General features: G+C 46.0%; 22 protein-coding genes and 1 pseudogene. 17 read left to right on the plus strand and 6 right to left on the minus strand.

The features are described from left to right. Positions 1-71 precede the first annotated feature (71 nt). The 14 genes from nuoC (at position 72) to BS636_RS08575 (ending at position 15557) form a co-directional block, all read left to right on the plus strand. Positions 72-1859: an NADH-quinone oxidoreductase subunit C/D gene (gene nuoC, locus BS636_RS08510; RefSeq protein ID WP_099338368.1), complete on the plus strand. Its 1788-nt coding sequence runs from the start codon at positions 72-74 to the stop codon at positions 1857-1859. Between the two features lie 14 nt (positions 1860-1873). After that, entirely contained in the window at positions 1874-2383 is a 510-nt protein-coding gene (gene nuoE / locus BS636_RS08515; RefSeq protein ID WP_099338369.1) for an NADH-quinone oxidoreductase subunit NuoE, read from the plus strand. Continuing rightward, on the plus strand, positions 2380-3711 hold the full coding sequence (gene nuoF / locus BS636_RS08520; protein ID WP_099338370.1) for an NADH-quinone oxidoreductase subunit NuoF: 1332 nt from the start codon (positions 2380-2382) through the stop codon (positions 3709-3711). Before nuoE ends, nuoF begins: the two co-directional genes overlap by 4 nt. An 11-nt stretch (positions 3712-3722) precedes the next feature. Then, positions 3723-6401 (plus strand): NADH-quinone oxidoreductase subunit NuoG, encoded by a 2679-nt coding sequence (gene nuoG, locus BS636_RS08525; RefSeq protein WP_099338371.1) that lies wholly within the window; start codon positions 3723-3725, stop codon positions 6399-6401. Between the two features lie 3 nt (positions 6402-6404). Continuing rightward, the gene (gene nuoH / locus BS636_RS08530) at positions 6405-7415 is read left to right on the plus strand and encodes an NADH-quinone oxidoreductase subunit NuoH (RefSeq protein WP_099338372.1); all 1011 of its coding nucleotides are present in this window, start codon (positions 6405-6407) and stop codon (positions 7413-7415) included. An 18-nt stretch (positions 7416-7433) separates the two neighbouring features. Then, complete coding sequence (gene nuoI, locus BS636_RS08535; protein ID WP_099338373.1) at positions 7434-7976, plus strand: NADH-quinone oxidoreductase subunit NuoI; 543 nt, start codon at positions 7434-7436, stop codon at positions 7974-7976. Next, entirely contained in the window at positions 7976-8494 is a 519-nt protein-coding gene (gene nuoJ, locus BS636_RS08540; protein ID WP_171266078.1) for an NADH-quinone oxidoreductase subunit J, read from the plus strand. The genes nuoI and nuoJ overlap by 1 nt, the downstream gene beginning before the upstream one ends. Further along, positions 8494-8802: an NADH-quinone oxidoreductase subunit NuoK gene (nuoK, locus tag BS636_RS08545; RefSeq protein WP_004814693.1), complete on the plus strand. Its 309-nt coding sequence runs from the start codon at positions 8494-8496 to the stop codon at positions 8800-8802. Before nuoJ ends, nuoK begins: the two co-directional genes overlap by 1 nt. Continuing rightward, the gene (gene nuoL, locus BS636_RS08550) at positions 8799-10688 is read left to right on the plus strand and encodes an NADH-quinone oxidoreductase subunit L (RefSeq protein WP_099338375.1); all 1890 of its coding nucleotides are present in this window, start codon (positions 8799-8801) and stop codon (positions 10686-10688) included. Before nuoK ends, nuoL begins: the two co-directional genes overlap by 4 nt. A 1-nt stretch (position 10689) precedes the next feature. Beyond that, a complete protein-coding gene (gene nuoM, locus BS636_RS08555) occupies positions 10690-12303 on the plus strand; it encodes an NADH-quinone oxidoreductase subunit M (RefSeq protein ID WP_099338376.1) in 1614 nt (537 codons plus the stop codon). A 3-nt stretch (positions 12304-12306) separates the two neighbouring features. Next, the gene (nuoN, locus tag BS636_RS08560; protein WP_048882353.1) at positions 12307-13851 is read left to right on the plus strand and encodes an NADH-quinone oxidoreductase subunit NuoN; all 1545 of its coding nucleotides are present in this window, start codon (positions 12307-12309) and stop codon (positions 13849-13851) included. Between the two features lie 127 nt (positions 13852-13978). Continuing rightward, positions 13979-14614 (plus strand): uracil phosphoribosyltransferase, encoded by a 636-nt coding sequence (gene upp / locus BS636_RS08565; protein ID WP_004814701.1) that lies wholly within the window; start codon positions 13979-13981, stop codon positions 14612-14614. A gap of 83 nt (positions 14615-14697) precedes the next feature. Beyond that, positions 14698-14991 (plus strand): cold shock domain-containing protein, encoded by a 294-nt coding sequence (locus tag BS636_RS08570; protein ID WP_004814703.1) that lies wholly within the window; start codon positions 14698-14700, stop codon positions 14989-14991. A 203-nt stretch (positions 14992-15194) separates the two neighbouring features. Next, on the plus strand, positions 15195-15557 hold the full coding sequence (locus BS636_RS08575; RefSeq protein WP_048882354.1) for a hypothetical protein: 363 nt from the start codon (positions 15195-15197) through the stop codon (positions 15555-15557). An 81-nt stretch (positions 15558-15638) separates the two neighbouring features. On the opposite strand, the gene gigC is transcribed toward BS636_RS08575, so the two are convergent. Beyond that, the gene (gene gigC / locus BS636_RS08580; RefSeq protein ID WP_099338377.1) at positions 15639-16517 is read right to left on the minus strand and encodes a LysR family transcriptional regulator GigC; all 879 of its coding nucleotides are present in this window, start codon (positions 16515-16517) and stop codon (positions 15639-15641) included. Positions 16518-16602: 85 nt separating this feature from the next. Between gigC and BS636_RS08585 the strand changes: the two genes are divergently transcribed. Continuing rightward, entirely contained in the window at positions 16603-17364 is a 762-nt protein-coding gene (locus tag BS636_RS08585; protein WP_099338378.1) for a ferredoxin--NADP reductase, read from the plus strand. Positions 17365-17444: 80 nt separating this feature from the next. Here BS636_RS08585 and BS636_RS08590 read toward each other — a convergent pair whose 3' ends face one another. The 5 genes and pseudogenes from BS636_RS08590 to BS636_RS08610 form a co-directional block, all read right to left on the minus strand. After that, positions 17445-18170, minus strand: a complete 726-nt coding sequence (locus tag BS636_RS08590; RefSeq protein ID WP_171265998.1) for an amino acid ABC transporter ATP-binding protein — start codon at positions 18168-18170, stop codon at positions 17445-17447. Positions 18171-18184: 14 nt separating this feature from the next. Continuing rightward, positions 18185-18868: an ABC transporter permease subunit gene (locus tag BS636_RS08595; RefSeq protein ID WP_099338380.1), complete on the minus strand. Its 684-nt coding sequence runs from the start codon at positions 18866-18868 to the stop codon at positions 18185-18187. Next, positions 18868-19611, minus strand: coding sequence for an amino acid ABC transporter permease (locus tag BS636_RS08600; protein WP_099338381.1), 744 nt, complete (start codon positions 19609-19611; stop codon positions 18868-18870). Before BS636_RS08600 ends, BS636_RS08595 begins: the two co-directional genes overlap by 1 nt. A gap of 59 nt (positions 19612-19670) precedes the next feature. After that, positions 19671-20564 (minus strand): annotated as a pseudogene (locus BS636_RS08605) (transporter substrate-binding domain-containing protein). A 314-nt stretch (positions 20565-20878) separates the two neighbouring features. Continuing rightward, a complete protein-coding gene (locus BS636_RS08610) occupies positions 20879-21301 on the minus strand; it encodes a hypothetical protein (protein WP_099338382.1) in 423 nt (140 codons plus the stop codon). A gap of 150 nt (positions 21302-21451) precedes the next feature. Between BS636_RS08610 and eat the strand changes: the two genes are divergently transcribed. Together eat and BS636_RS08620 are read left to right on the plus strand one after the other, a co-directional pair. Next, on the plus strand, positions 21452-22894 hold the full coding sequence (gene eat / locus BS636_RS08615; protein WP_099338383.1) for an ethanolamine permease: 1443 nt from the start codon (positions 21452-21454) through the stop codon (positions 22892-22894). Between the two features lie 27 nt (positions 22895-22921). Beyond that, on the plus strand, positions 22922-24307 hold the full coding sequence (locus BS636_RS08620; protein WP_099338384.1) for an ethanolamine ammonia-lyase subunit EutB: 1386 nt from the start codon (positions 22922-22924) through the stop codon (positions 24305-24307).

A 24307-nucleotide genomic window follows, 5' to 3' on the forward strand; every position in this document is an offset into this window, starting at 1 on the left:
TTGATGCACCCGACTTGGGTGTAGTTGTCGTTTAGGTTGACTGAATTTGTATTAAATAGGAAGCCAAGCCAATGGCTGAAACTGACATTGCTATGCCAGAATCAACATCTGTTGATTCCCGCCCTGCATTTGCAATTGTGGAAGAGCTCAAAACCAAATTTGGTGAGAACTTCTATGTGCAAACAACTTTCGAGGATTTCCCGACAGTTTGGGTTGAGCGCGCACGTGTACAAGACGTTTTAATGTTCTTGCGTACAGTGTCACGTCCATACGTGATGTTGTTCGACTTGTCAGCGGTAGATGAGCGTCTACGTACGCACCGCGACGGTTTACCTGCGTCTGACTTCACAGTGTTCTATCACCTGTTGTCGCTAGAACGTAATACGGATATCCGTATTAAAGTTGCATTGAGTGAGAGCGATCTCAATATCCCGACTGCAACGAATATCTGGCCAAATGCCAACTGGTACGAACGTGAAGCCTACGATATGTTCGGCATCAATTTCGAAGGGCATCCAATGCTCCGTCGTATTCTGTTGCCAACTTACTGGGAAGGTCACCCACTTCGTAAAGAATATTCTGCACGTGCGACTGAATATACGCCGTACCGCCAGAACCAGGCGAAGCAGGACTACGAACAGGAACATCTACGTTTCGTTCCTGAAGACTGGGGCATGAAACGCGGCACAGCCGACGAAGACTTCATGTTCCTGAACTTAGGTCCTAACCACCCGTCTGCCCACGGTGCATTCCGTGTGATTTTGCAGATGGACGGTGAAGAAATTAAAGACTGCGTACCAGACATCGGCTATCACCACCGTGGTGCGGAAAAGATGGGCGAGCGTCAAACCTGGCACTCTTTCATTCCGTATACAGACCGTGTTGACTACCTGGGTGGTTGCGCTCAGAACATGCCGTATGTCATGTCTGTAGAGCAGATGGCAGGTATCACTGTGCCAGACCGTGCACAATGTATCCGTGTCATGATGTCGGAACTGTTTCGTATCAATAACCACTTGCTGTATATCGGTACTGCGATTCAGGATGCCGGCGGTATGACCCCAGTATTCTATATGTTTGCTGACCGTCAAAAAGTTTATGACATCGTAGAAGCAATTACTGGTTACCGTATGCACCCAGCATGGTTCCGTATCGGTGGTACTGCACACGACTTGCCAAATGGTTGGGAAACACTGGTTCGTGATTTACTCGACTGGATGCCGAAACGTCTGAACGAGTATTACACTGCAGCGCTGAAAAACTCTGTGTTTATGGGTCGTACCCGTAACGTGGCTCAGTACGATGCAAAATCTGCATTGGCTTGGGGTGTCACTGGTACAGGTTTACGTGCAACAGGTATTGATTTTGACGTTCGTAAATACCGTCCATATAGCGGCTATGAAAACTATGACTTTGAAGTTCCGTTAGAGTACGAAGGCGATGCATATGCACGTGTTCTCGTTCACTTCCGTGAAATCGAACAGTCATTGAAGATCATCAAGCAGTGCTTGGACAACATGCCTTCTGGTGCATACAAAGCAGATCACCCACTGGCTGTTCCACCGCCGAAAGACAAGACTTTACAAGACATTGAAACTTTGATTACGCACTTCTTGAGCGTATCTTGGGGTCCTGTAATGCCTGCAGGTGAAGCATCTGTTATGGCGGAAGTGGTGAAAGGGGCGTCGACTTATTACTTGACTTCAGACAAGTCAACCATGAGTTACCGTACCCGTATTCGTACACCGACCTTCACGCACTTGCAGCAAATGCCTTCCGTGATTAACGGCAGTCTGATGTCTGACTTAATCATTTATTTAGCGACAATTGACGTCGTAATGGCTGACGTGGATCGCTAAGGGGTAAACGCTTTATGATGATTTTGACTGATAAAAAGCCACGTGTGAATGTTGAAGGGATTTTGACTTCGGAAGAAATCCACGAGATTGAACATCACATTGGTCACTATCCGTACCCACGTGCAGCGTGTCTTGATGCGTTGAAGTGTGTACAGCGTCGCAATGGCTGGGTAGATGATGCGCAGATGAATGCCATCGCGCAGATGCTGAGCATGAGCCTTGCTGACCTTGAAGGTGTTGCGACTTTCTATAACCGTATTTACCGTCAGCCGGTAGGCCGTCACGTAATCTTGTTATGTGACTCTATTGCGTGCTTCTTGATGGGTGCGGAAACTTTAGCAGAAGCTTTTCAGCGTGAATTGGGGATTTCGTTAGGTCAAACAACCGCTGATGGTCGTTTCACTTTGCTGCCAATCTGCTGCTTAGGTAACTGTGACAAAGGTCCAACCTTGATGATTGATGAAGATACTCATGGTCTGGTTGAAGTGACCTCAATTAAACAGTTATTGGAGAAGTATGTATGAATACTGAACCAAAACCAATTTATGGCGACGGTAATCCAGAAACTCATCCACTGACCTGGCGTTTGAGCAAACAAGCCAATGTTCGTAGTGCTGATGACTACGAAGCTTTAGAAGGTTATGCAGGCTTTAAGAAAGCTTTGACTATGCCGCCTAAAGATGTGCTTGAGATCATTAAAGCTGCGACAGTTAAAGGTCGTGGTGGTGCAGGCTTCCCGGCAGGGATCAAATGGTCTTTGATGGCACCAAACGACAACTCAGGTCCACGTTACCTGATTTGTAATGCCGATGAAATGGAACCAGGTACGTTCAAAGACCGTCTGTTGATGGAAGATCTTCCTCATCAGCTGATTGAAGGTATGTTGATTGCAGGTTATACGCTTGAAGCAACCCATGGTTATATCTTCATCCGTGGTGAATATATCGAAGCTGCGAAATACCTGAACCAAGCGTTGGAGCAAATCCGTGCTAAAGGTTATCTGGGTGACAACATCCTGGATTCAGGCTGGAGCTTTGATTTACACGTGCATACCGGTGCGGGTCGTTACATCTGCGGTGAAGAAACTGCATTGATCAACTCGCTTGAAGGTCGCCGTGCAAACCCACGTACTAAACCGCCATTCCCACAGGTTGCAGGTGCTTGGGGTCGTCCTACGATTGTCAACAACGTAGAGACCTACAACAACTTGCCAGCAATCATGCTGCGTGGTCCTGAATGGTACATCGGACTGTCTGCAGGTAAATCGAAAGATCCTGGCACAAAAATTTATGGTGCTTCAGGTAAGGTGAAATTCCCAGGTCTATGGGAACTGCCCTTCGGTACAACTGCACGTGAAGTGATTGAAGACCATGCTGGTGGCATGCGTGATGGCTTGAAGCTAAAAGCATGGTTACCAGGCGGGGCATCAACTGACTTCCTGGCAGCTGAGCATATCGACCTTCCAATGGATGCGGAACACATCATGAAAGCAGGTTCACGTTTAGGTACGTGTTTGCTGATGGTGGTTGATGAAACCCAATGTATGGTTTCAGCAACACGTAACCTAGAAGAATTCTTTGCGCGTGAATCATGTGGCTGGTGTACACCTTGCCGTGATGGTTTGCCTTGGGCGGTTAAAGCGCTTAAAGCACTTGAAGACGGTACAGGCAAGAAAGAAGACATCGATCACTTACAAGAGTTAACTCGTAAGCTTTGGATTGGTAAAACTTTCTGTGCTCACGCACCAGGTGCGATGGAACCGTTAATGGGCGCACTCAAACATTTCCGTGGCGAGTTTGAAGCGAAAGTGGTGAATGCCGCAGCTCAGACTAGCAACGTAGAACAAGCTTAAGGAATTCGACTATGGCTACAATTCATGTCGATGGAAAATCGTATGAAGTCAACGGCTCAGAGAACTTGCTACAAGCATGTTTGAGTCTTGGCATCGACATCCCATACTTTTGTTGGCATCCATCCTTAGGTTCTGTCGGCTCTTGCCGTCAATGTGCTGTGACTCAATACGCGAATCCAGAAGATACGCGTGGTCGTTTGGTCATGTCATGTATGACGCCTGCGTCTGACAATACCTACATCTCGATTGAAGACAAAGAAGCAAAAGATTTCCGTGCTTCTGTTGTTGAATTCTTGATGACCAACCACCCGCACGACTGTCCAGTCTGTGAAGAGGGTGGTCACTGTCACCTGCAAGATATGACAGTGATGACACAACACGACCGCCGTCGTTACCGTTTCACTAAACGTACGCACTACAATCAAGAACTTGGTTCGTTTATTGCGCACGAGATGAACCGTTGTATCGCGTGCTACCGTTGTGTTCGTTACTATAAAGATTATGCTGGCGGTACTGACTTTGGCGTATATGCCAATGCATCACGTGTTTACTTCGGTCGTCCAGAATCAGGTACTTTAGAATCTGAATTCTCAGGTAACTTGACTGAAGTATGTCCGACTGGTGTATTCACCGATAAGACTCACTCAGCTCGCTATAACCGTAAGTGGGACATGCAGTATGCGCCTAGCGTGTGTCACGGCTGTTCTTCAGGTTGTAACATCTCTCCGGGTGAACGTTATGGTGAACTGCGTCGTGTAGAAAACCGTTTCAATGGTGATGTTAACCAGTACTTCCTATGCGACAAAGGTCGTTTCGGTACAGGTTACGTAAACCGTGAAGATCGTCCACGTCAGCCACAATTCCGTACTGGTTCAAATGTAGAAACTGTTTCAGTAGATACAGCGCTGGATACTGTGATTGCAAATATCCAAGGCAAAAAAGTGCTGGGTATCGGCTCTCCACGTGCATCACTTGAAACCAACTATGCATTACGCGAGTTAGTCGGTCAGGACAATTACTCAACTGGTATGTCTCAAAAAGAGCAAAATCTGGTTGAACTAGCGGCATCGATCATGCAAACCGAGGGTGTTTATAACCCGAATATGCGTGAAATCGAAAGCTATGATGCTGTTCTGATTCTGGGTGAAGACTTAACTCAAACTGCGCCACGTATGGCTTTATCTGTTCGCCAAGCTGCGAAGAATAAAGGTAAAGAAATGGCGGCTGAACGCCGTACTCCAGACTGGTTGGCTGAGCCTGTACAACGTATTGCCCAAGATGCGAAATCTCCGATTTACATCCTGGCTGCAACACAAACTCGTTTAGCGGATGTAGCAACTGGTGAAGTAGTTGCATCTCCAAACGACATCGCGCGTTTAGGTTTTGCCATTGCTGCTGGCGTGAAAGGTGAAAGCATTCTTGGTTTAGATGACGATGCCAAAGCATTTGCACAAACCATTGCAGATACGTTGAAAGCTGCGAAGAAACCACTGATCATCTCTGGTACAAGTTTACAAGATGCTGCGATCATGGAAGCTGCTGCACAAGTTGCACAGAACCTTGGTAATGCAGGCTTGACATTGACTGTTCCTGAAGTGAACTCAATGGGCTTGGCAATCTTCAGTGGTAACAGCCTGGAGCAAGCATTTGCTCAGGACTACGATACTGTTGTGATTGTTGAAAACGACCTTTACCGTCGTTTACCAGCGGCTCAGGTTGATGCTGCACTGGTAGGTAAAGAAGTGATCGTACTTGATCATTCTGAAACTGAAACAGTGAAGAAAGCCAATATCGTACTTTCTGCTGCATCATTTGCTGAAGGTGACGGTACTGTCGTTTCGCAAGAAGGCCGTGCACAACGTTTCTACCAAGTGTATGACCCAAGCTACTACAATCCTGAACTGGCAATCAAAGAATCTTGGCGCTGGTTGCATGCCATTGAAACTGGTGTGAAAGGTCAGCCAATTTCTTGGACAGTACTTGATGATGTCATTGATGCAGTAGCGAAAAACGTTCCTGCACTTGAAGCGATTCAAGACGTTGCACCTGACGCGGGCTTCCGTGTGCATGGTCTGAAAGTTGCGCGTGAACCACGTCGTTACTCAGGTCGTACTGCAATGCGTGCTCCGCTTTCTGTACACGAGCCGAAACAGCCGACTGACCAAGACACTGCATTAACATTCTCTATGGAAGGTTATGTGGGTGATCAAACTCCATCTCCATTAGTACCATTCGCATGGTCAGCGGGCTGGAACTCTCCACAAGCCTGGAACAAATTCCAGGATAAAGTGGGCGGTCATCTGAAAGGTGGTGATTCTGGTATCCGTCTGTTCGACGTATTACCAAAACGTCCAGCGCGTACTTTCGTTGCGCCAGCACCTGTGCTTGTGAACGCTGAAAGCTTCCGTCTGGTACCGATGCATCACATCTTTGCGTCTGGTGAATTCACCATCAAAACACCTGCAATGGAATCACGTATTCCGGATGCGGTATTTGCAGTGGGTGAACAGGATGCTACACGCTTGAACTTGCAAGACGGTCAGAAGATCACTGTGAAAGCAGGCAAGACTTCAATCGTGCTTCCTGTACAAGTGATTGAATACTTACCAACAGGTTATATCGGTTACCCAATTGGTCTAGCACCGACGGTATCTCTTGCAGAGCCTGTTTCAGTCGCGGTAGGAGTGTAATTCATGGAACAAGAATTGATCCGTCAGACGCCGCTGTGGGCTGAAAACTGGCCGATTGCCTATTCAGTACTTCAAGCAATTGTGATCTTACTGGTTGTGGTATTGATCGCAGCGTTGATGTCATTCATTGAACGTCGTTTGCTGGGCTTGTGGCAGGACCGTTACGGTCCTAACCGTGTAGGTCCGGGTGGTATTTTCCAGATCGTTGCAGACATGCTGAAAATCATGTTCAAGGAAGACTGGACACCAAAATTTGCTGACAAGCTGACTTTCCGTATGGCTCCTGCAGTTGCGATGGCAACTGCGGTGCTGTCGTTCATGGTCATTCCTGTTTCACCTTACCTCGGTGTAGCAGACATGAGCATCGGCCTGCTGTTCTTTATGGCAATGGCGGGTATTGCAGTTTACGCGGTGTTATTTGGTGGTTGGTCTTCTAACAACAAATACGCATTGCTCGGTGGTCTGCGTTCTGCAGCGCAAACAATTTCTTATGAAGTGTTCCTGGGTATTTCGCTGATGGGTGTAGTGGCAATCGCTGGTTCATTCAACATGCGTGAAATCGTAGAAGCACAACAAGACGTATGGTTTGTGATTCCTCAGTTCCTTGGCTTCCTGATCTTCGTGGTTGCGGGCGTAGCGGTAACTCACCGTCACCCATTCGACCAACCAGAAGCGGAACAGGAACTGGCTGAAGGTTACCACGTCGAGTACGGCGGTATGAAATGGGGTATGTTCTTCGTTGCAGAATACGTGAACGTAGTTCTGATCTCTGCACTGATCGTAACTCTATTCTTCGGTGGCTGGTTAGCACCATTCGGTCTTGATTTCCTACCACCAGCATTCTGGTTCATTATCAAAACAGCATTCTTTGTAATGATGTTCGTATTGGCACGTGGTTCATTAATGCGTCCACGTTATGACCAGGTGATGAACTTTGGTTGGAAAATTTGCTTGCCATTGGCGTTGGTTAACCTTTTGGTGACTGGTGCTGTGATTCTGATGAATCAGGCCTAAGACAGCAGGGAGAACAAAATGTTTAAATTTCTAGCTGGATTCGGGTCAATCGTTCGCACGTTGTTCATGGTCTTTACCCATGCAACGCGCAAACGTGACACCATCTTGTACCCAGAAGTACCAGCCGAGGAAATCGTGCCACCACGTTTCCGTGGCCGTATTGTATTGACGCGTGACCCAGATGGCGAAGAGCGTTGTGTTGCATGTAACCTGTGTGCGGTTGCCTGTCCGGTAGGCTGTATCTCTCTGCAAAAAGCAGAAAAAGAAGATGGTCGCTGGTATCCGGAATTTTTCCGCATCAACTTCTCACGCTGCATTTTCTGCGGTATGTGTGAAGAAGCATGCCCAACCACTGCAATTCAAATGACACCTGATTTCGAACTCGGTGAATATGTTCGTCAAGACTTAGTCTATGAAAAAGAACACTTGCTGATTTCTGGTCCTGGTAAATATCCTGACTATAACTTCTACCGTGTAACAGGTATGGCTGTAACTGGTAAAGATAAAGGTCAAGCACAGCGTGAAAGTGCGCCTGTTGATGTACGGAGTCTATTACCATGATGTGGCCGTTTTATCTGATGGCGCTTGTGGCCATCGTCTCTACGGTTCGTGTTGTTACTAATGCGAACCCGGTACATGCTTTATTAAGCCTGATTGTTTCACTGTTGGCTGTTGCCGGTATTTTCATGATCGTAGGAGCGCCGTTTGCCGGTGCTCTTGAGATCATCGTTTATGCAGGTGCGATCATGGTTCTGTTTGTCTTCGTTGTGATGATGCTGAACCTGGGTGAACAAACCGTTGAGCAGGAGCGTAAGTGGTTAACTTCAGGTGCTTGGGCTTACCCGGCACTGATGAGCTTCCTGATCGGCTTGATCCTGGTTTGGGTGCTGAACTCAGACTACGCTCAGCCGTCTCTGGTGATGGGTGCTGAAATTGTTGGCCCTAAAGCAGTTGGTCAAACGCTCTTTACACAGTACTTACTATTGGTAGAAGTTGCTGCGATGTTACTGTTAGGCGCACTTGTTGCGGCTTACCATCTTGGCAAACGTGAACCAGGTGCAGAAGAGGACAATAAATAATGGGCAACATCCCTTTAGAGCATGGTTTGATCGTTGCATCCATTCTTTTTGCACTGGGTTTTTACGGTGTAATGGTGCGACGCAACCTGCTATTCATTCTAATGAGCCTTGAAATCATGATGAACGCTGCTGCTTTAGCGTTCGTCCTGGCAGGCAGTGCCTGGGCACAGCCAGATGGTCAGATCATGTTCATCTTTATTCTGACGCTGGCTGCGGCAGAGGCGTGTATTGGTCTTGCGATCGTCCTTCAGTTCTATCATCGCTTCCATCATCTGGATGTGGATGCTGCTAGTGAGATGCGCGGATGAGTTACTTATATCTAACAATTTTATTCCCGCTCATTGGTTTTGTCCTTTTAGCGGCAGGGCGTAACAAGCTTCCTGAATCTGTTGCAGCCATTATTGGTGTGGGTGCCGTCGGTCTGTCTGCATTATTTGCACTGATCGCGGGTATGGACTTTACGGGTAACGGTTCAGTTGCTCAAGTTCAGCATCTTTGGACCTGGTTCAGTGCCGGTAACCTGGCACCAAGCATTAGCCTGCATCTGGATGGTCTGTCTTTATTAATGACAGGCATGATCACTGGCGTAGGTTTCCTGATTCACATCTTCGCGTCATGGTACATGCGCGGTGAAGAAGACTTCGCACGTTTCTTCTCTTACTTCAACCTGTTCGTTGCAAGCATGCTATTGCTTGTACTGGGTGACAACCTGGCGTTATTGTTCCTGGGCTGGGAAGGCGTAGGTCTGTGTTCTTACCTGTTGATCGGTTACTACTACGAAAACCCGAAAAACGGTTTAGCTGCAATCAAAGCATTTACTGTGACTCGTGTCGGTGACGTATTCCTGCTGATCGCCATGTTCCTGATCTTCCAGCAATTCGGTACGCTGAACACTCAGTACATCGTAGAAAATGCTGCGAATGTGATGACTCAAAGTTCTTCACTGACTATCTGGACTGCATTAATGTTGTTCCTGGGTGCTGCTGGTAAATCTGCGCAAATCCCGTTACAAACATGGTTGGCAGATGCGATGGCTGGTCCTACACCAGTTTCTGCATTGATCCACGCTGCAACAATGGTAACTGCGGGTGTTTACCTGTGCTGCCGTCTGTTTACAGTATTTGAACTTGCGCCTGAAGTGATGATGTTCATCTCAATTACTGGTGCGGTGACATTACTTGTAGCTGGTTTCGCTGCGCTGGTACAAACAGACATCAAACGTATTCTTGCTTACTCTACGATGAGTCAGTTGGGCTACATGTTTATGGCTGTGGGTGCTGAAGCTTACCAAGCAGGTCTGTTCCATATGCTGACACACGCATTCTTCAAGGCATTATTATTCTTGTCTTCTGGTGCGGTGATTCTGGCTTATCACCACGAACAAAACATCTTCAAGATGGGCGGTCTGTTCTACAAGAACAAATTCCTGTTCGCTTGTTTCGCGATTGGTGGCGGTGCATTGGCTGCAATTCCATTCATCACTGTGGGCTTCTTCTCGAAAGATGCGATCCTGGGTGCGCTATGGGTACAAGGTCAATCAGTTGCAGTGTATAACTCACTGTACTGGGTAGGTGTTGCAGGTGCGTTCCTGACTTCAATCTATACCTTCCGTCTGATCTGGGTTGTATTCTTCGGTAAAGAAAATACGCCTTATCACGAAATCAAGGGTGTGACTTACTGGGGTCCATTGGCGATTCTTGCGGTTCTTTCTACTTTTGTTGGTGCAGTACTGAAAGCACCTGTAGAAAGCATCCTGAATTCAGCTAAAGTTCCTGCATTTGATATTCCTGAAGCACTTGAGCATGGCATGCATACTGCAGAATACACTGCGGTGGGTATTGCACTGGCTGGTCTTGCAATTGGTGTAGTGCTGTTTGCTTTCGCTTACAACGCTGTGAAATCTTTTGCTCGTACTTCACTGGGTGCTGGCCTTGCGAACATCTGTCGCAATGCACTTGGTTTCGATGCACTGTATGACCTGATCTTTGTGAAGCCTTATTTATTCTTCGCGAAATTGTTCGGTCGTGATCCAATCGATGGCTTGTGGTTAGTATTGCCTGCACTTGTTAAAGGTGGTCACAGCTTTACCAGCTCACGTCAAACTGGTTCACTGCGCGAATACGCATCTAGTATGGGGCTCGGTGTCGTTGTCCTACTGATGATCTTGCTCGTGATTCAGGTAGTGGGGAAATAAAATGGAAGCTCCAAACAACATGATTTTGCCGGCTCTGATCCTCATTCCGTTCATTGCAGGTTTTGTATGCTGGTTGGTCGACAAGCTCGACCAGTCTCTACCGCGTTATATCGCGTTAATCGGGATGCTGGTAACACTGGTATTAACCGTGGTTCTCTGGCAGAACGGTACTTATGTTTATGAATTAGGTGGTAACACGCCAACGTGGGCTGCTGAGTTCAAATTGCCTTGGATTCAAACTCTGGGCATTAACATTCACTTAGCGGTGGATGGTTTATCTTTACTGATGGTTGGCTTGACTGCATTACTTGGTGTATTGGCAGTTGGCTGTTCATGGGGTGAGATTCAGAAAAATGTTGGTTTCTTCCACTTAAACCTTTTATGGTCTTTGGGTGGCGTAATCGGTGTATTCCTGGCAATTGACCTGTTCCTGTTCTTCTTCTTCTGGGAGATGATGCTGGTGCCGATCTACTTCCTGATTGCCCTTTGGGGTCATAAAGGGGCAGAAGGCAAGTCACGTGTATATGCTGCAACCAAGTTCTTCATTTATACACAGGTTGCTGGTCTGGTGATGCTGATTGGTATCCTGGGTCTGGTGATTGCTGGTTACTCAATGTCTGGCGAAATCCGTTTCGACTACAACTTCCTGTTAGGTGTTGCAAATACTCTGGATACGCAAGTTCCAGCGTTGGCTTATGCCTTCATGGTATGTATGTTCATCGGTTTTGCAGTAAAACTTCCAGTTTTCCCACTGCACGGCTGGTTACCAGATGCGCATGCGCAAGCACCAACAGCAGGTTCTGTTGACCTTGCAGGTATCCTGATTAAAACAGCTGCGTACGGTTTACTCCGTTTCGTTATGCCGTTCTTCCCAGCAGCTTCTGCACAGTTTGCCGACATCGCGATCATTCTTGGTCTGATTGGTATTTTCTACGGTGCATGGTGTGCTTTCCAGCAAACAGATATGAAACGTCTGTTGGCGTACACATCTATTTCACACATGGGCTTCGTTCTACTTGCACTTTATGCAGGTAACGTACTGACTTTCCAAGGCCTGATGATCATGATGCTGGCTCACGGCCTATCATCTGCAGCCTTGTTCATTATGTGTGGTCAGGTGTACGAACGTGTTCACACACGTGACATGCGTCTGATGGGGGGGATGCGCGGTCAGTTTCCATACCTGGCATTCTTCCTGATGTTCTTCGTAGCAGCGTTGGTGGGTATTCCTGGTCTAGGTAACTTCATCGGTGAATTCCTGATCCTGATGGGTGCATTTGGTCAATATCCGACTTATACAATCCTTGCTGCAATCAGCTTGGTGTTTGCTGGTCTGTACGGTCTGATCATGATTCACAAGTCACTGTTTGGTACGCCAAACGAAGAGCAAAAGCAGCATTACACGAATCCGCTGAAAGATTTAAATGCGCGTGAAGTGGTAATCCTGTTGATCTGTGCGTTTGGTCTGTTATGGCTTGGTCTATATCCACAAAGCTTCCTTGATATTTCGAACTCAAGCATGGCGTGGTTAGCAAATAGCTACATTCCTGTGTCTGAAGCAGCTGATGCTGTGCAGCAAGCTGCCGTTTCAGCTGAAAATGTGGAGATCCAATAAGCCATGAACTTCACAATGTCTTTTTCTGAGCTTATGCCCCTAGCACCTGTGATGATCGTGGCGTTGACTGCGATCGTTGCAATGCTGGTGACAGCAGTTAAGCGTAACCACAACCTGGTTGCGACGACGACAGTTATTGGTTTAAACCTGGCTGCGTTATATATGATCTTCGTCCTGTTGGCGGGTAAATTTGCACCTGCCAACGTGATGAACCTGTTCATCGTAGATCCGTTTACGATGCTGTACCAGTTTGTGATCCTGATTGCTGCACTTGCGTGTAGCACACTGTCACATGCATACATTGAAACCTATAAAGATAACCGCGAAGAACTCTACATCTTGATGTTGTGTTCGGTTGCAGGTGCAATGTTGATGGTGGCAAGCACGCACTATGCTTCATTCTTCATCAGCCTTGAGTTAATGTCGATTCCGGTTTACGGCCTGTTGGCGTATACACATCAACGTTCTCAGTCGCTTGAAGCGGGTGTGAAATACCTGGTATTGTCAGCAACTGCATCTGCAATGCTGCTGATGGGTATGGCTTACATCTATGCGTACACAGGTACACTGAACTTCACTGCTGAACCAGGCAAAATGTTTTCTGCATTTAGCCAGCCAGCTGTGGTAATCGGTCTTGCGCTAATTGTCTTTGCTGTGGCATTCAAACTATCGCTTGCACCATTCCACAAGTGGACACCAGACGTATATGCAGGCGCTCCATCACCAGTTGCAACTTTCCTTGCGACTGTTGCAAAAGTAGCAATGTTGGGTCTGTTTGTGCGTTATGTATTGTCTTCAGGTTTAATCTTGGCAGACAGCTTCGTCACCATCATTACGATCCTTGCAGTGCTTTCGATTCTTGCTGGTAACTTGCTGGCAGTGAAACAGGTGAACCTGAAACGTATCCTTGCATACTCTTCAATTGCTCACTTCGGTTATGTACTGGTTGCCATCGTTTCTGCACGTAACTCTGACTTCCTGCAAATCCAGGGCTTCGCGACATTTGAAAGCGTGAATGTGTATATCATCACTTATGTGTTGACGACAATCGGTGCATTCGGTGTGGTAACCCTGATGTCTAGTCCGTATAATAATACGGATGAAGCTGGTAGTCTGGCTGAGTACCGTGGTCTGTTCTGGCGCCGTCCAGTATTGACTGCTGTATTAACGGTAATGATGCTGTCTCTTGCTGGTATTCCATTAACAGCGGGCTTTATTGGTAAGTTCCTGGTGGTGAAAACTGCGGTAGCTGGCGAGTCTTGGTTCCTTGCTGCAATGGTCATCCTGGGTTCAGGTATTGGTCTGTATTATTACCTACGTGTAATGGTGGTAATGTACATGACTCCACCAGAAACGCCTCGTCTTGACGCTGTAAATCACTGGGGGCAAAAAGTGGGTGGTATCATGGTGCTGGCAGTGGCTGCACTGGTACTGATCCTGGGTGTTTACCCAGATCCAATGATTGCATTCTCTAAGCTTGCTTTCTTTGCAATCTCACCTGAGCTTCAACAGTTCATTTTCACTCTGGTGCAAAGCGGTTATAACTAATTAATCGAAAGATTAGAACGTTATTACAAAAAAAGCCTCCTCGATAGGGGGCTTTTTTATTTATATAAAAACGAAAATCGCTTTATAATAAGCAGCAATTTATCTTTAACCTTTTAGGTGTTCTCCCGTGGCTATCCATGAAATCCGTCATCCTTTAATCCGACATAAACTCGGTTTACTTCGTCGTGCAGACATCAGTACCAAGAACTTCCGTGAGCTGGCTCAAGAAGTGACCATGCTCTTGACTTATGAAGCGACCAAGGATCTTCCTGTTGTTGAGCATGAAATTGACGGTTGGAACGGCTCAGTCACTGTAGACCGTATCGCTGGTAAGAAAATTACCGTTGTGCCAATTCTACGCGCCGGCATTGGTATGCTGGATGGTTTTCTGAACCTGATTCCAAGCGCCAAAGTATCTGTACTGGGTCTTGAGCGTGATGAAGAAACTTTAGAAGCACGTACTTACTATAAAAAACTGGTACCAGATGTACAAAATCGTATTGCGATGATCATTGATCCAATGCTGGCGACGGGTTCTTCTCTGGTGGCTGCAATTGATGTGCTGAAAGCAAGCGGCTGTAAAGACATTCGGGTGATGGTACTGGTTGCTGCACCAGAAGGTATTAAACGTGTTGAAGCAGCACATCCAGACGTGGTGATCTTTACGGCTGCGGTGGACGATGGCTTGAATGAAAATGGTTACATCGTTCCAGGTCTGGGCGATGCGGGCGACAAGATTTTTGGTTCGGTTCAAAAAGACTGATTTTTGAAGATGAACAGGAAAGGGGCTTTTATAGCCTCTTTTTTATATACTGAACAATATAATGGTCAGATTAGGGTACGTAAATGAGTTCTGAACAATATCAAGGCAAAGTCAAACAATACAATGCAGAGAAGGGCTTTGGTTTTATTTCATCTCCAGAAGGTGATGTATTTTTCCATATTTCGGATTTTCCTGCAGACTCAGGTGAGCCGAAGCGTAATGAGCGGGTAAAGTTTAACGTGATTCAAAATGGTGATAAGTACAAAGCTATTAAAATTGAACGCGTAGCTGATAAGTCCAAGAAAGCGAAAAAAGCCAAGGCTGTCGCGGTAAATACTTCAATTACCACTGAATTATTGTCTAGCTTAAAACGTTAAATTTTTACTTTCGATTTAAACTGAAAAGGGGCTTTAGAGCCTCTTTTTATTTGATTTTTTATTTAATGTAATTTTATAACGGTTTTTTTAACTTAAATGCTATGCGATGTTGCTAAAACAATAAAATACCTACTAAAGCTCACAATATATCTTATGGCCTTCCACTTAAAATACGCATCTATGATGATTCAGGGACATATATCATGTTTACAGATGGAAGAGTTAAAACCTATGACTCCCTAAGCGGGACCGGAAGCATTGAACTGGCAAACACGGCACAGGAGTTAGGTTTCCAGTTACAGCAATTACCTTCACCTGAAATAATGCCTCAAGTTGGAGAGCGGCTTAAATTCAGAATCATTGAAGAACAGAATAAGATTCAACTGGACAATATGGTGCGTCTAGATATCAAACCCCAACAGGAATTTGTTCCTGATGTAGTCGTACTGCCATCTCTAGCACCTGCCGTGGTGGCTGTTCCAGTACGTAACAGTATTTTCTTTAGTCCTACACTCTGGCTGGCTTTTGTATCAGCGCTTGGATTCATGATATTTGGAGAAATTTAGGTCAGTCTTCAATTTTTAATAAGATATTTGTCCCATTCTTAAAAAAGCGCCTTAAGGCGCTTTTTTAATTTGAACAGAAATTTAGGCTTCACAGAATTTCATAAAAGCTTTTAAACCTGGACCTTGATACTTCTGACGGTGTACCAGCATAAATAATGGACGGGTTAGAGACCAGAAGGGTGTATCAAGAATCACCAACTGACCTTTTTCACGTAAAGGTTCAATTGCCAGTTTAGAAATACACGACATACCTAAGCCACCAGCTACAATTTTCAGAATTGCTTCGTTATGACCGAGGGTCAGACGGATATTGGCATCCGGAACATCTTGCAGAATTGCGTTATCAAAGACTTCACGTGTACCTGAACCTTCTTCACGAAGAATCCATTCAACCGATTTAAAATCTTCCGCAGTCAATGGGCGGTCTAACTGAGCTAACGGATGATCTGGGGCACAGCAAACAGCAAGTTCATCATCACGCCAATGGATGCATTGCAACTGTGGCAAGTGACATGAACCTTCAATTAATGCGAGATCCAATTGGAACTGGTTCACAGCTTCGATCATCTGGCGGGTATTACCCACCTGAAGTTGCAAATGGGCCTGCGGCTGGATTTTCAGGAAATCCGCCATCAGGTCTGGCATCAGATAGTCAGAAATGGTCAGGGTTGCACCGAGACGCAGGTCAATGCTTTGCAGTTCACCTTTGGCGGCTTGCTCGAAAGATTCACAGCGACCCAGAATTTCTAGGGCTTGAGGGAGAAGGAAGCGACCTAAGTCATTGAGCTGTAAACGCTTACCAAGACGGTCGAATAAAGGCGCGCCAAGACCATCTTCTAAATCTGCTAAAGCCATACTCGCCGCACTTTGGGTGAGTTTGACTGCATCACTGGCTTTGGTGACGGTGCCTTCTTGAGCAACTGCTACAAAAACAGCCAACTGGCGTAAAGTCATGCGCATGAATAGAGCCTTAACATTTAAAAAATATTAATAAATTATGCTGTCATGCTAACATGAGCACAGTCTTTGATGCCACGTTTGAATCATGTCTATTGAAAAATTTAGCTTAGAAAAGGTTTTATCTGTACACCGTTGGACCAATACGCTGTTTAGTTTCACTATGACCAGACCCGCACATTTCAAGTTTACCGCTGGTCAGTTTGCGCGTATTGGCTTGAAAGTGGGTGATGAAATCGTGGTTCGGGCGTATTCAGTGGTGTCATCACCGTTTGATGAAGTCTTAGAATTTTTCTCGATCGTGGTACCAGAAGGTAAATTTACTTCGAATTTACAACATCTTAAAGTAGGTGATGAACTTTACCTGGAAAAGATTCCTTATGGTTATCTGACCCTTGCACGTTATCAATTGCCTTTGCCACAAGATTTATGGCTACTTGGAACCGGCACCGGTTTGGCACCATTTTTATCCATGCTACAGGACTTTGAAACCTGGAATAACTATACAAAAATTAATCTGGTTTATAGTGTGCGTAGTCAAGCTGAACTGGCTTATGTAGATCGGATTCAGGAAATTGCTGAAAGCTTTGGAGAAGGGCATGGTGGCTTTAAATTTATTCCAATTATTACCCGCGATCCTGAAGCACCACTACATGACCGTTTACCGATTCTGATTGCCAATGGTGAGCTGGAGAAAGCAGCAGATATGCAGCTTAATCCCGAAACCAGCCATGTGATGTTGTGTGGTAACCCGGAAATGGTTGAAGATACCAAAGAAGCGTTGAAAGCACGTGGCCTGACTATGAACCGCCGTGGTGAAGGGAATATTGCGGTGGAGAATTATTGGTAGGCTTGAATGACTTACCTTCAAAAGCTCATCCTAGGATGAGCTTTTTTATAGGTATCTAATAAAAGCTAAGTGGTAAAAACTTAGTGCAGAATCTTATTCAGGAATTGCTGCGCACGCTCACCACGCGGTGTATTGAAGAAATCATCTTTACTGCAATCTTCCACAATTTTTCCCTGATCCATAAAGATCACGCGATTGGCGACCTGTCGGGCAAAGCCCATTTCATGGGTGACGCACATCATGGTCATGCCTTCTTTGGCCAGTCCGACCATCACATCGAGTACTTCATTAATCATTTCAGGATCGAGTGCTGAAGTCGGCTCATCAAACAGCATTGCAATCGGATCCATACTCAATGCACGGGCTATTGCAACACGTTGCTGTTGTCCACCAGAAAGTTGTGCCGGGAATTTATTGGCCTGTGCACTTAAACCGACCCGATCCAGATAGGCAAGACCTTTCTGTTGGGCTTCGGTTTCAGAACGGCCTAATACTTTGATTTGGGCAATGGTCAGGTTTTCGGTAATGCTCAGATGTGGAAACAGCTCAAAATGCTGAAACACCATACCGACACGACTACGTAATTTATTTAAATTGGTTTTTGGATCATTAATTTTAATTCCATCAACCAAAATAGTACCTTGCTGAACCGGTTCCAGACCATTGACGGTTTTAATCAGGGTTGATTTTCCTGAACCCGAAGGACCACAAACCACCACGACTTCACCTTGGCGGATCTGGGTGGTGCAGTCAGTCAATACCTGAAAATCCTTGTACCATTTACTGACATGCTGGAGGTCAATCATGATTTTTCCTTCGCTCATATACTTAACCTCTGCTGTAATTTTTTCACGATATATGTGGCGATCAAACTAATAGTGAAATAGACCAGACCGGCAAAAAGAATATATTGGGTGAGTAGAGACATCAGATCTCCACGCACATAATTGGTCCGGAAAAAGTCCAACAGGCCAATCGCATAGACCATGGTGGAATCCTGAAACAAAATAATGGTCTGTTGTAATAACAGCGGTGTCATCTTGCGAAAAGCCTGGGGCAATACAATCAGCCGCATGGATTGCCCATAGCTCATGCCCAAGGCATAGCCTGCATCCGTTTGTCCCTTGGGAATGGACTGAATCCCGGCTCGGACAATTTCAGAAAAATAGGCAGCCTCAAACAGCATAAAGGCCACAATACTGGACACCAGTGCCGTATCCATGGTCAGGTATTTTCCAGTCACTCCGGTATAGATAAAAGGTACAGCGAAGTAAAACCACATCAGCACCAGCAGCAAGGGAATCGAACGAAACAGATTTACATAACCCTTGGCAATCCAGTTAAACACCCGAATTGAAGACAGTCGCATTAAAGCCAGTAATGTGCCAATCAAGACCCCGCCAATAGTGGCAAAACATAAGACTTTTAAGGTGATACTCAGACCATGCCACAAGGCAGGTGCGGATAACTGTAAATCCTGAAAAAAAGCAGTGAACCATTCCATTATTCTGTCCCCGCAATCAGACCAGGTACCTGGAAGCGTCTTTCCAGAAAGTTCATCAAGCCAATCAGGTAGACATTAATCAAGATAAAAATCAGCGTGACGTAGGTATAGACCTCAATGGTATTTTGCGTATATTCACTAATGGTCTTCATCTGGGAAATAATTTCCGCAACGCCAACCAGTGAGGCTACCGAAGTATTCTTGACGCAGTTGGTCAGTTCAGAACTGAGCGGTGGCAAGATCATGCGGAAAGACTGCGGTAAAATCACATAGCGATATAATTGTGTGGTACTAAAACCCATGGCATAGCCGGCATTGACCTGCCCGGGTGGAATGGCTTCAATCCCGGTACGCACCTGTTCACAAACCCGTGCTGCAGTAAACAGTCCCAAACCGATACTGGCTGAAATCAACGCCGTGGTATTTGCGCCAAAATCATTAATCCACCAGCTTTGAATACTGTTCGGCAGAAAGTTGGGAACTACATAAAACCAGATAAATAACTGGATCAGTAAAGGCACATTGCGGAAAACAGTGACATAGGTAGTCCCAATCGCCCGAGCAGTGGGACTAGGCAAGGTTCGCATAATGCCCAACAGACTCCCCAGGAGCATGGCGATCGACCAGGCCACAATCGCAATCACCGCTAACCAGCCGATGCCCGTCATGATCCAGTTAAGATAGGTTGTATCACCAATCCCGGTCGGTTGTAATAAGACACCCCAATTCCAGCTGTAATTCATTATCACTCCAGAATCTGCTTAAACAGGCCATGCTTAAGCAGATGGATAAAGTTTAGTGCTTATTGATCGCGGTCATGCGGGTTGCTGATCAGGGCTCTTAAGTCATCCGACATGGCAAAGTTCAGGTTGATATTTTTGGGTGGAATTGGCGACTGGAACCATTTTTGGTACATGCTGTTGATTTCACCGGAGCTATAGGTAGCTTTAATTGCATCATCTACCACCTGCTTAAACTCGGTGTCACCTTTACGGATCATTCAGCCATAGATTTCGTTAATTGGCGCGGTTCCGACAATGTGCCATTGCTCCGGATTTTTAGCTTTGGACTTTTCACCTGCCAGCAGAATGTCATCCATCATAAAAGCGGCTGCACGGCCACTTTGCAGCATTAAAAAGGATTCTGCATGGTCTTTGGTAGAAATAATTTCGCCAATACCCAATTCTTTTTCATGCTGACGAATATAGCGTTCAGAGGTGGTGCCAGCCGTAGTCACCAACTTTTTGCCTTTCAAATCGCTAAAGTCATTAATACCAGAATTGGTAGAGGTTAATAGGCGTGAACCCACTTCAAAAAAGCCCACAGAGAAATCGACCTGTTGCTGACGCTCTTTGTTATTGGTAGTGGAACCACATTCCAGATCCACTGTACCGTTGGAGACTAGAGGAATGCGGTTCTGGCTGGTCACCAGGTTATAGCGGATTTTTAAATCAGGAAGATTCAGCTTTTGTTTGACTGCTTCAACCACTTTGAGTTGCAGGTCATGGGCATAACCCACTGGCTGATTCGGATTATCCGCGATATAAGAAAATGGAATCGAGGAATCACGATAACCTAAAACAATCGTGCCAGACTGCTTGATTTTATTCAGTGTGCCAGAAGTATTTTCGCTACCTTGCTGATTACTTGGCGCCTTGTTATCACTACATGCGCTGAGTCCTAAGGGCACTGGCACATAGCAGCGTAGCGAACTGAGTCTTTGCTTTCATCGTAAAACTCCATTTTCATTTTCAATTATTATGCGTCAGCCCTTCTTAGGCTGTGCTGAGACGATATTCTGGTTATTGCTATAAAGTCTAAGTGCTCGTTTATATTCATCTTAGTTGATCATTCCAGCATGACTCAAGCTGTATTTATTGCTGAAATGTTACTGAGGCAGAAAAGAAAATCTGCGGGATAATGTTTTGAATGCAAATAAAGAAAAGAATAGAGTCAAAAAATAAAGGCACAAAAAAACCTCCATCATGGAGGTTTTCATCACAATGTTATTTAGTGTACAAACATATCCATAAAGTCACGGATTTCCTGAATCGCTGTCTCTACATCCGAGGTCAACCAGGTTGGTTCAAAGAAACCGGCATAATGTTCCAGGCGTTCTGCAGGCACGACCAGACGTACTGGACATTCTTCTTCCAATAAGCGCCATGGAATGATCGGCACGTCATTATCGAGCCAAGCTGCAACATTACGCACATCAATGATCATTGCGTTCACGCAATCCGGAAACGGCATCACCGACATTTCTTCGGTACGACGACGGAAATATTCCAGATCCTGCCAGCGCAGCAAAAAGCTTGGCTTGCTGAATTCAATAATTCCAATCAGATGCTGATCGCGGGTGTGGTGTAACGCACATTGATGTGTGACGTCAGTGTCAAGATCAAGCGATACACTTTGTTGACGATACGCCATAAAACTCGAGTGTATAAATAGGAGGTGGATGATTATAGCGCATTTCGTACCGATAGGGCAGCGATTCAATTTGCTTTCACTGAACAGTAAATAAACTGGTACGGCTTATGCATATCTTCAGGGAACAAAGATAAAAACAAAGAGGTTGCTATGTCAGAGCCAAAAAGTGTCATCGATACCGGCGTCACCGAAACTACAGTACAAGAAGATTATTTTGCCCTGCGACAGCTGAAAAAAGGCGCCGTAGGCTGGCTGCTCCTGGTTGGGTTAGGCGTAGCCTATGTGATTTCAGGGGACTTTGCTGGCTGGAATTTTGGTCTGGCACAGGCGGGTTGGGGCGGAATGTTTATTGCCACTATTGTCGTGGCATTTATGTACCTGTGCATGTGTTTGGCGATGTCTGAGATGTCAACCATGCTACCGACAGCGGGTGGGGGTTATAGCTTTGCCCGTACAGCTTTTGGTCCATTTGGCGGCTATTTGACAGGCAGTGCAATCTTGATCGAATATGCGATTGCACCCGCAGCAATTGCCTGCTTTATCGGGGCGTATTGTGAGGCTTTATTTGGTATTGGCGGCTGGATTATTTATCTGGTCAGCTACCTAATCTTTATGGGGCTGCATCTTAAAGGCGCAGGCGAAGCGCTGAAGATCATGTTTATTATTACCGCAATTGCTGCTGTAGCCTTGATGGTGTTCATCTTTGGTATGTTGCCGCATTTTAATAGTGCAAACCTGTTCAATATTGCAGTCAATACTGGAGCCGCTGGCGCAAGTACTTTCCTGCCATTGGGCTATTTAGGGATCTGGGCTGCTGTACCTTATGCAATCTGGTTCTTCCTGGCGGTTGAAGGTGTGCCATTGGCAGCGGAAGAAGCTAAAGAGCCGGCAAAGTCCTTACCACGTGGTCTGATTGGTTCCATGCTGATTCTGGCTTTCTTTGCTTTAAGTATTCTGCTGCTAGGTCCAGGTGCTGCTGGGGCAGATGCGATGAAAGACTCTGGTGCGCCGTTGGTCGATGCTTTGGTTGCGGTCTATGGTACTAATACCTGGATGGCGAGCTTTGTCAATTTTGTCGGTCTGGCAGGCTTGATCGCAAGTTTCTTCTCGATTATCTATGCCTATTCCCGTCAAATCTTTGCGCTGTCACGTGCAGGCTATTTACCGAAAAAACTATCCTTAACCAATACTAATCATGCACCGTATCTGGCGATCATCATTCCAGGGATTATTGGCTTCTTACTATCACTTTCAGGTGAAGGTGATCTGCTGATTTTAATGGCTGTGTTTGGTGCGACGATTTCTTATGTCCTGATGATGATGTCTTACATCAAACTCAAAGTATCTCGTCCGAATTTGGCACGTCCATACACAGCACCGGGTGGGATTGTGACTGCGTCGATTGCTTTAGTTCTTGCTGCAATTGCAGTGGTGGCTGGCTTCCTGGTTGATCCAAAAGTCTGGTTAATGGCAGCTGCGATCTACGTGGTGCTAATTCTCTACTTCCTGTTATATAGCCGTCATCATCTGGTGGCAGGTACGCCGGAAGAAGAATTTGCCCGTATTGAGGCAGCAGAAAAAGAACTGAACTAAACCATCAAGCCAAGGGAGCATACGCTTATGTTGTATCAGATTAATGTGGCTAATCAGCACTATGTTTTCGAGGATTTAAAAACGCTGATGGCCAAGGCTACCCCTGAACGTTCTGGCGATCAGCTGGCGGGGATTGCGGCCAATGATGCAACTGAGCGTGTTGCTGCACAAATGTGTCTGGCAGAGGTGCCGTTAAAGCAGTTTCTGAATGAAGCGCTGATTCCTTATGAAGAAGATGAGGTGACCCGACTGATTCTGGATGAACACGAGGCTGCTGCCTTTTATCCGATCTCGCACTTCACCGTGGGAGATTTCAGAAACTGGTTACTCAGCGAGGATGCCACGACTGAAAAGCTCACGGCTTTAAAGACGGGACTCATCCCGGAAATGGTCGCGGCAGTGAGCAAGATCATGCGTAATCAGGACCTGATTCTGGTGGCGAAGAAATGCCGAGTGGTGACCCAGTTTAGAAATACCATTGGGCTGGAAGGACATCTGTCGACACGCTTGCAGCCAAATCACCCTACTGATGATCTGATGGGCATTTCCGCTTCGATTCTGGATGGCTTGATGTATGGTAATGGTGATGCGGTGATCGGGATTAATCCCGCGACGGATAACCTGCAAAATCTGTCTGAGTTATTAAAATTACTCGATCACATCATTCATGAATATGAAATTCCGACCCAGTCCTGTGTGCTGACTCATATCACTTCCGGGATTCAGCTCGTGAACAAAAACATCCCGATCGACCTGATGTTCCAATCCATTGCTGGAACCCAAACCGCCAATACCGGTTTTGGGATTAATCTGGCTTTGTTGCAGGAAGGCTACGAAGCCACTTTAAGTTTGAAACGCGGCACAGTCGGTCAGAATGTGATGTATTTTGAAACCGGACAGGGCAGTGCCTTGTCCAGCAATGGGCATCATGGCGTTGATCAGCAGACCTTGGAAGCACGTGCCTACGCCGTGGCGCGCAAGTTTAATCCGCTGTTAGTGAATACTGTGGTGGGTTTTATCGGACCAGAATATCTGTATAACGGTAAGCAGATTATTCGGGCGGGGCTGGAAGACCATTTCTGCGGCAAGCTACTCGGTGTGCCGATGGGCTGTGACATCTGTTACACCAATCATGCTGATGCCGATCAGGATGATATGGATGTACTGCTAACTTTACTCGCCAATGCTGGTCTGAATTTTATTATGGGGATTCCAGGTTCGGATGATGTCATGCTGAACTATCAGACCACGTCTTTCCATGATGCCTTATATATTCGTCAGCTATTGGGATTGAAGCCTGCACCTGAATTTGATCACTGGCTGCAACAGCAGGGTATTCTGTCCCAGCAAGCCAATCAGTTGCAGTGGCCAACAGAATTACCCAAACAATTTTCTCGTCTGATGCTGTCTTAA

It is taken from the genome of Acinetobacter sp. LoGeW2-3 (assembly GCF_002688565.1).
GTDB lineage: Bacteria > Pseudomonadota > Gammaproteobacteria > Pseudomonadales > Moraxellaceae > Acinetobacter.

Bases quoted from the DNA above. Each gene is read 5' to 3' on its own strand.
- nuoK (WP_004814693.1), top strand. From the start codon at position 8,494: ATGGGCAACATCCCTTTAGAGCATGGTTTGATCGTTGCATCCATTCTT.
- nuoN (WP_048882353.1), top strand. From the start codon at position 12,307: ATGAACTTCACAATGTCTTTTTCTGAGCTTATGCCCCTAGCACCTGTG.
- BS636_RS08575 (WP_048882354.1), top strand. From the start codon at position 15,195: ATGTTTACAGATGGAAGAGTTAAAACCTATGACTCCCTAAGCGGGACC.
- nuoF (WP_099338370.1), top strand. From the start codon at position 2,380: ATGAATACTGAACCAAAACCAATTTATGGCGACGGTAATCCAGAAACT.
- BS636_RS08595 (WP_099338380.1), bottom strand. From the start codon at position 18,868: ATGGAATGGTTCACTGCTTTTTTTCAGGATTTACAGTTATCCGCACCT.
- nuoE (WP_099338369.1), top strand. From the start codon at position 1,874: ATGATGATTTTGACTGATAAAAAGCCACGTGTGAATGTTGAAGGGATT.
- BS636_RS08620 (WP_099338384.1), top strand. From the start codon at position 22,922: ATGTTGTATCAGATTAATGTGGCTAATCAGCACTATGTTTTCGAGGAT.
- nuoC (WP_099338368.1), top strand. From the start codon at position 72: ATGGCTGAAACTGACATTGCTATGCCAGAATCAACATCTGTTGATTCC.
- nuoL (WP_099338375.1), top strand. From the start codon at position 8,799: ATGAGTTACTTATATCTAACAATTTTATTCCCGCTCATTGGTTTTGTC.
- nuoI (WP_099338373.1), top strand. From the start codon at position 7,434: ATGTTTAAATTTCTAGCTGGATTCGGGTCAATCGTTCGCACGTTGTTC.
- gigC (WP_099338377.1), bottom strand. From the start codon at position 16,517: ATGCGCATGACTTTACGCCAGTTGGCTGTTTTTGTAGCAGTTGCTCAA.
- nuoH (WP_099338372.1), top strand. From the start codon at position 6,405: ATGGAACAAGAATTGATCCGTCAGACGCCGCTGTGGGCTGAAAACTGG.
- nuoJ (WP_171266078.1), top strand. From the start codon at position 7,976: ATGTGGCCGTTTTATCTGATGGCGCTTGTGGCCATCGTCTCTACGGTT.
- BS636_RS08570 (WP_004814703.1), top strand. From the start codon at position 14,698: ATGAGTTCTGAACAATATCAAGGCAAAGTCAAACAATACAATGCAGAG.
- nuoM (WP_099338376.1), top strand. From the start codon at position 10,690: ATGGAAGCTCCAAACAACATGATTTTGCCGGCTCTGATCCTCATTCCG.
- BS636_RS08610 (WP_099338382.1), bottom strand. From the start codon at position 21,301: ATGGCGTATCGTCAACAAAGTGTATCGCTTGATCTTGACACTGACGTC.
- eat (WP_099338383.1), top strand. From the start codon at position 21,452: ATGTCAGAGCCAAAAAGTGTCATCGATACCGGCGTCACCGAAACTACA.
- BS636_RS08600 (WP_099338381.1), bottom strand. From the start codon at position 19,611: ATGAATTACAGCTGGAATTGGGGTGTCTTATTACAACCGACCGGGATT.
- nuoG (WP_099338371.1), top strand. From the start codon at position 3,723: ATGGCTACAATTCATGTCGATGGAAAATCGTATGAAGTCAACGGCTCA.
- BS636_RS08590 (WP_171265998.1), bottom strand. From the start codon at position 18,170: ATGATTGACCTCCAGCATGTCAGTAAATGGTACAAGGATTTTCAGGTA.
- BS636_RS08585 (WP_099338378.1), top strand. From the start codon at position 16,603: ATGTCTATTGAAAAATTTAGCTTAGAAAAGGTTTTATCTGTACACCGT.